Raw genomic sequence first — 6,621 nt, 5'->3', positions numbered from 1 at the left:
CTGGTGACCGTATCCCATGCGAGGAAATCCGGCCAGATGACCATCAGCTCACGCTGGCTGAAATTCTGGCGGTAGGCTTTCACCTCGGAAATGGTTTTACAGCCCCATGCGCTGATATACCCGAAAGCGCGCAGCTTCTGGCAGACTGATGCCAGTGCAACAGCCACCTCTTTGGTGTCCAGTCCCGGCACACCGAGAATACGCGGTTTAACACCGGTTACCGACTCTGCCGCCAGCAGGGCTTTCAGTCCGGTATACTGACCGTTTTCGTCGGTGGTGCCGATGATATTGGAAACGGTCTGCGCGAGTTTCGTTTCTTCGTCTTCGCCGGTGCCGTCTTCCACGCGCACAACAACAGTCACTGGTTTTGACTGGTCGGCGATGGCCTGCAACGATGCCGCCAGCGTGCCTTTTTTACCGGCCTTTGCAATTGCGCTCTGCACATTGGTAATCAGCACCGGTTTATTGAGGGGGAAGGTTTCCGCATCCGCATCGCTGGCAGTGCAAACCATGCCGACAATGGCAGTGGATACGGTGGAAATGACGCGGGTGCCGTCGTTAATCTCCAGCACCTGCACGCCGTGATGATAGTCACTCATCCGTTTAACTCCGTGGTTAATGGGTGCAACTATTTTCTGTTGTGCAGAGCATGAGACGCTATTTGGCCTGGCTGGCCAGTGGATGAAACAACAGATAAAGAAAAGGCGGGCAATCAGCCCGCCTGCCTTGATTTGTACTCGCTCAGTTTCCAACTGTGAATTTACGGAGTCCAAACGCTAGACTATGAATCACCCACAGGGCGTTTTAGCCAATGTGTTGTATCCATCGGTTGAACTCACAGCAAGAAGTAGAAGTTATAGTCCCCAAATTGCTGCTAAAGAAATGGTGAGTAATATTGGTAAGATTGAAACTCAAAGGCTCTCAAAAAGAACCTTTGAGTTTATCTATTACGAGCGGAAAAAATGATCAGCCTACTGTTTTTTCCAGTGCTTCCTTTGTTATTCTTCCAAGATATCTTACTTTTCCAATCTCAGAGCTTTGATTAAGAGCGTTATTTAGTAAGTGTTTGTTTTTATTATCAATATTATTCACAGCTTCATTTATCTCTAATAAATACTCTCCATACTTGACATTTCGAAGAAATTTTGCTTTATCAAAATAGTATTTGTTCTCTGAAACTGCTTCTAGATCTTTTTGCATTTTATTCAAAATATCAACTCTTCTCTTGAGTTCATTTTCTATTTCATTAACACTATTTTCAAGATCCTTTTTACGGTTGCTTTTAGTTTGTTTAATTTGTTGATTTATTATCTCATTAAAAAGCTGAACTTCTATTTCACGTCTTTTTTTAACAGACCTGATAGATACTAATGCACCTATAAAAACAGCTACTAAGCTAAATATAGATAGTATTGCCGGGAGAATTGATAGTATTACTGGGATAATTGTATCAATCATAGCACCCCCTTAAAACTCAAAAAATGGTGTACAATCAGCAACATGCCTGTTATATCGTTCACATGCATGTATAACAAATATAGCAACAATACACGCAATTGGAGAATAAAAATACAAGTTATCATTAAAATTAAGATTAGGATCAGAATTAGGATTTGAAGAAACAATCCCAAATACAACAGAGAAACAAATGCTCACGAATATACCCAAACCAAACATAGCAACGTTCTTAGAAGAAAGCCCTATCGAGATCGCATAAAACGCCGCTGTAATATTTAATGTTTGTATTGATGGCAAGTGATCGGAACGCACAAGTGTCTCGAACCCCAAAGGTAAGAGAGGTAAAGACATATGTAATAATAAACAAAGGAGATAGTTAGACCATTCTTTACTAACACCAGGAATCCGCTTAGCCATGATACGGTAGAGCCTTAAAAGTCATAAGAGTGTTTTATGATGCTTAATTGTAGTTTCTTAAGCAAATTAATGCACCAACAATGTTCATAGCAATATATGACTGCGTATTTTTCAAACAATGATGGCATATATTAACCATTTCCTTTTGATTAAGGCATGTTACTTGGTAATGTCCGCTCCTAGCACAGAGCGGACAGCCAGATTAGGTTTTACTCTGTGCTATAGATGTGTAAACTCACATCCGAGCTAATACAATTTATCGCGGCATTTCCGGCCATTCTATATCCGGAGCATCTTCCGGCTGAACGCGATTCAGTAGCACACGGTATTTTTTCCAGTGTGTCAGACTTAACTTTTCTTCCTCGGTAGCCATATCTAAATCGACAGCATCCTGCAGCGTGGCAATAATTTCACCTGCATATGCAATCAGCTCTTTCTTCTGAGACTCCGCCGCTCTGACAAGTGCATCACGCTCTGCATTCTCATCATTCACCCACGCATTTCCGTTCCATTTCTGATAATCCCCCTCCGGGGAAATAGCTGTCACGTCTGGAGGTAATACGCCAAGTTCAGAAATATAAATGGCTGCTCCCGTTTTCGTTTCATAGACGGTCTTTCCGCGATGGTCTTCCATCAGTTCCCATTTCATTTCATCTGCATTGAAAACGGCTGCATAACCAGCAGGAATATCAGGCGGCGCAATATCTGTACTGTTTGCAGGCAGACCTGTATACGGTGGAATATACGCATCACTTTCCCCAATAAATTCATTGGTTCCATCAAGTAAATTAAATACGCGGATAGTTTGTGCTTCTGCACTCATTCTGAAAGCCATTATGCAAGCCTCACAATATAGTTAAATGCGATGTTTTTGACGGTGTTTTCTGTATTACCTGTAGCATTAACGGTAATAGAGTGCCCGTGTGAGCCAATAGCAACCGTGTGTGAATGTGCACCAATACCAACAGTATGATTATGTGCACCAATATCTACCGTGTGGGCATGATTCCCGGCAGCTCCTGATGTGCCATTAAACGATGGGTTGTCAAAGCCTGTTTTACCGGTTTCACCATTAGTATTGGCATTCCCTCTGTAAATGGTATGTGTATGGTTACCAGTGGTATTAGTGGTTTTTGTTCCGTAGTTAAACGTACTGACTGTCTTCGTGCCGTAATCAAATGAACTGGTCGTTTTCGTTCCTAAGTCCGTATTTGACGCACTGGCACTGTGAGTATGTGATTTAATCCCGTCCTGTTCCTGTGACAATACGGCTCGCCCACTGGCGGGTTTGCCCTTGATTGTCCAGCCGCGCATATCAGGAATAACACCAGAAGGATAGGCAATAGCCAGTTTCGGATATGCTGCTTTATCAAACGTCTGGCCTTGCATAATTGCATAGCCTGCAGGTGGTGTATCTGATGGCCACGGCAGCGGAACACCTGGCGGAAACGCTTCAATATTTGCCGAGCCGTCAAATTTTACGCCGTTAATTGTCCTTGCCGTTTTCAGCTTTGTTGCTGTAGCAGCATTGCCGGACAGCTCACCTGAAAGGCCACCGCTGAATGTCTGTTTCGCGCCCCATGTCTGGGCTTCGTCAATGATTGGTACTCGTCTTGCTGTAATCGTGCGGCTTCCCGGATTTCCTGAAATGCGCGCCATAAAAAAGCGGTAGTTGGCTTTACTTACAGTGCTGCGCCATACATGCATTGAGCGCCCCGTACCGGAATCATCACTCGGACCCACTGCGATGTTTATCAGGTTGCCATCAATGACGCCCCAGTCCATACCGTCGGGAATGTTGGTCATGTTATCAAGCCGAACGGTTATCAGACTGCCCGGCACAAAGTCGTAGGTCTGCCAGTCCAGACTGGATAGTTTTGCCACTGCGCCACCGATGCCCAGATTCAGAGGCAACGAAAAGGAGTTATATACTTCTCGCCATTCGGTCCATTTGCTCCCGGCGTAGACGCGCTCAAAAGTGCGCCCCTGTGTGGTTTCTGATTTCCCTGTGGTTGTGTAACGCTGCCAGACAGACACACCATCAAAACGTCTGATTACTTCCAGTATCCCAAGTAGTGTCGCGCCAACGGTGTCCAGCATCGGACCGTTTGTTGCCTTTCCTGTAACACTGTAAATACCGGGGTCGGTTAGAACATTTAAATCACCTTCGTAATAACGACTCTCTGACTGATGACCGACTCTTAACCACGGTTCCCACTGCGGATTTGATGCATCCCAGCTTGCCGCAAGGCAGCGGACATACATATTTCCACGGCGAGTGGTATAACGTTGCGTTCTTCCATAATTCCCGCCTTCGAGGATCTCAAGCGTCCCCTGAGCAAAGCCGCCTTCCTCTGGATAATTGCGTTCATATGAAGCTATAGCCGAGCTACTGTTACGCCATAAACCAAGATGTTCGGCGGCTCCAAGCGTATTCAGGTCTATAGTCGTACTCAAAGGGCGGGTAGCTGATTGAGTGTGACGCCATATGCCCCACGGACCATCAGAGCCATTCCACTTATTGGCGAGTCTGCGTATGTATACATTGCCGTCTCTCGTGGTAAAGCGTTGCGTACCTGCAAAATTGCCGGCAGCAAAAACCTCAAGCACACCGACAGCATTATCTTCCGGGAAATTTTTCTCCAGTGTTGCGTTAGTTGAGGTAGCTTTAGACCAGATCCCCAGATAAGCCTTAACAGGACCAAATGTATTCAGGTCGGCATCAAGCGGCATTTCGCCATTGTTTTTCATAAACGTCAGGCTGGTAACGCCAACATTGTCCAGAAAAGCTGATTTATCCTGGATATCTGCACCATTCTGATTTTTCGCCAGACGTGAATTTGCGTTGTCATTTGCTGCCTTGACCGCTTTTGGCGTTGCCGCCAATGACTCACTGGTGCTGTTTGTTGCACTGCTTAACTGAGTAAAGCCTTTTTCTGTCAGCGTGGCGTCAGGATGGCGGCGGGACTGCTCATGTTCTGCGATTTTGTCATCGACGTAATCCTGCGTCGCCATCACTGTGCTGGCATCAATACTCAGCTCAACGGACGCCACGTTACTGACAATAATAACCATGCGGCAGGTCTGCGCACGCCCGGAGCCTTCAGCGAGTTCAGGCTTATAGCTTTCTGCCATGTTGGCGACCGCAATCAGTGTTCCGGCATCGTCATACAGGCCAAGCTCACGCATCCAGAAGCCGCCCACTTCGGGCGGTACAACCAGTTCAGCCACGATATAGTTTTTATTCTTATTATCCACGCTGACTTTATTCAGGGCGTGACGCCAGACCTCATGCACCAGTTTCGTCTGACCGGCATCCGGCACCGGCAATTTGCCATTACCGTCACCCACGGCCATTGCAGACAGGGTTACTTTTTTCCCGCCGGGGACAGTGGCGGCTGCCAGCTTTGCGGCTCCGGCAGTAGTGATAACGGTTTTAAATTTCGTGCTCATTGTTTCTCACTTATCCGGGATAAACAGTAATAACATCACCATCACAGACCACACCGCCTGTATACAGACAGCCGGGAATGTCCTGGATAATGTTCAGGCCGATAAGGTGGCGACTTGCGGGTTTGGCATCGGCAATCAGCCGTTCCATTTCCAGATACATCTCCTCTGTGATACCGCTTTCCAGCACACCGATATCAAGGCGAAAGGTTCCGGCCGGGTCGTTTGTCTCCCACCATTCCTTTACGTTAATGAGATAGCCGAGCGGCTCCACCACACGCCGGATTGCGCCGATAGTGCCTTTATGACAGTGGATGAAATAGGCATCGCGGATAACGGCGCGTTTTGTTGCTTCCGGCCACTTTTCATCCCACCTGTCGACCGAAAACGCCCACGCCAGCCACGGCAGCAGATTTGCCGGGCAGGTGTCCGGGTTCCACAGCTCACGAATACTGACCGGTGTCTTTTCAATTTCCGCACAGGCTTTTGCGGCGGCGACCTCAAGCGGTGATGAGCCGGTCGGCAGCAGTCGCGAATCACTCATCCGAGCCTCCGGTCACGACGCGGTATTCGGTACAGAAAGACGCCTGCGTACTGTTGAGCACGATGTCGGCCAGCGGTGCAGCCAGTTCGACACGCTGCACACCTTCCACATGCAAAGCGGCATAAATGGCAGACAGACGGATGTCGCGCCCCAGCCGGTGCTGTGCCGTGATGTACGCTTCCAGCTTTTTCACGGCGGCCGCGCGAATGGGTTCGCTTTCGGGACCAGGGTAAAGATACAGCGTGGCGTTTATCTGGTATTCAACAATGGCGGCAGACTGCACGGTCACGCGGTCGGCCACCGGCCTGACGTCCTCGCCATTAAGGGCGTTACGCACCACCGCCAGCAGGTCTTCGGATGCGACACCGTTATTTTCGCGGGACAGCACGGAGATAGTGACACAGGCCGGAGACGGACTGGTGACAGAGATATCCGCGACACGCCCGTCGGCACTGCGACCATGATACTGATAGGCTCCCACCGACCCGGCGACGCTTAAACCTTCAAACGCCTGCTGAATACGCAGACGATAATCGGTGTCAGATTCCATCACGGCCGGTGTCGGCGGGAGGGTCGAATCATCTGCCGGGGTGATAATCAGGCGTGTGGTGTTGTAATTGGCACCAATCACATCAAGGTCATTACCGGTGGCACAGGCCAGCATCACCGCCCGTGCGGCCTCATTCACACGCTGACGCCAGATAAGCTCACGATAAGCATTTTCCTCCAGCAGTTTGACGAGAGGCTCGGAT

At 48.3% G+C, this 6,621-nt stretch carries 7 protein-coding genes; all 7 read right to left on the bottom strand.

Annotation, left to right across the window (positions count from 1 at the left end; translation table 11 throughout):
• Positions 1-599: phage tail sheath subtilisin-like domain-containing protein (locus WES_RS13315; RefSeq protein ID WP_016235183.1), on the bottom strand; the 599-nt coding region annotated here is incomplete at its 3' end.
• Positions 600-966: 367 nt separating this feature from the next.
• Positions 967-1,458 carry a hypothetical protein gene (locus WES_RS13320; protein ID WP_016157982.1) on the bottom strand — a complete coding sequence of 164 codons (492 nt, stop codon included), beginning with the start codon at positions 1,456-1,458 and terminating at the stop codon, positions 967-969.
• A 9-nt stretch (positions 1,459-1,467) separates the two neighbouring features.
• Positions 1,468-1,875 (bottom strand): hypothetical protein, encoded by a 408-nt coding sequence (locus WES_RS23975; protein WP_071598983.1) that lies wholly within the window; start codon positions 1,873-1,875, stop codon positions 1,468-1,470.
• A gap of 256 nt (positions 1,876-2,131) precedes the next feature.
• Positions 2,132-2,710 carry a tail fiber assembly protein gene (locus tag WES_RS13325; protein ID WP_016235182.1) on the bottom strand — a complete coding sequence of 193 codons (579 nt, stop codon included), beginning with the start codon at positions 2,708-2,710 and terminating at the stop codon, positions 2,132-2,134.
• Positions 2,710-5,328 carry a phage tail-collar fiber domain-containing protein gene (locus WES_RS13330; protein WP_016235181.1) on the bottom strand — a complete coding sequence of 873 codons (2,619 nt, stop codon included), beginning with the start codon at positions 5,326-5,328 and terminating at the stop codon, positions 2,710-2,712. The genes WES_RS13325 and WES_RS13330 overlap by 1 nt, the downstream gene beginning before the upstream one ends.
• 10 nt (positions 5,329-5,338) lie before the next feature.
• Entirely contained in the window at positions 5,339-5,869 is a 531-nt protein-coding gene (locus tag WES_RS13335; protein ID WP_016235180.1) for a phage tail protein I, read from the bottom strand.
• On the bottom strand, positions 5,862-6,621 hold a 760-nt coding region (locus tag WES_RS13340; protein WP_016235179.1), incomplete at its 5' end, for a baseplate J/gp47 family protein. The genes WES_RS13340 and WES_RS13335, both read right to left, overlap by 8 nt.

This window comes from Escherichia sp. KTE31, from assembly GCF_000407925.1.
Classification (GTDB): domain Bacteria; phylum Pseudomonadota; class Gammaproteobacteria; order Enterobacterales; family Enterobacteriaceae; genus Escherichia; species Escherichia ruysiae.
This window is presented reverse-complemented; position numbering and strand designations above follow the sequence as displayed.

What these genes read in the sequence shown, in the direction of transcription:
- WES_RS13320 (WP_016157982.1), bottom strand. Translation starts at nt 1,458, where the DNA reads ATGATTGATACAATTATCCCAGTAATACTATCAATTCTCCCGGCAATA.
- WES_RS23975 (WP_071598983.1), bottom strand. Translation starts at nt 1,875, where the DNA reads ATGGCTAAGCGGATTCCTGGTGTTAGTAAAGAATGGTCTAACTATCTC.
- WES_RS13325 (WP_016235182.1), bottom strand. Translation starts at nt 2,710, where the DNA reads ATGGCTTTCAGAATGAGTGCAGAAGCACAAACTATCCGCGTATTTAAT.
- WES_RS13330 (WP_016235181.1), bottom strand. Translation starts at nt 5,328, where the DNA reads ATGAGCACGAAATTTAAAACCGTTATCACTACTGCCGGAGCCGCAAAG.
- WES_RS13335 (WP_016235180.1), bottom strand. Translation starts at nt 5,869, where the DNA reads ATGAGTGATTCGCGACTGCTGCCGACCGGCTCATCACCGCTTGAGGTC.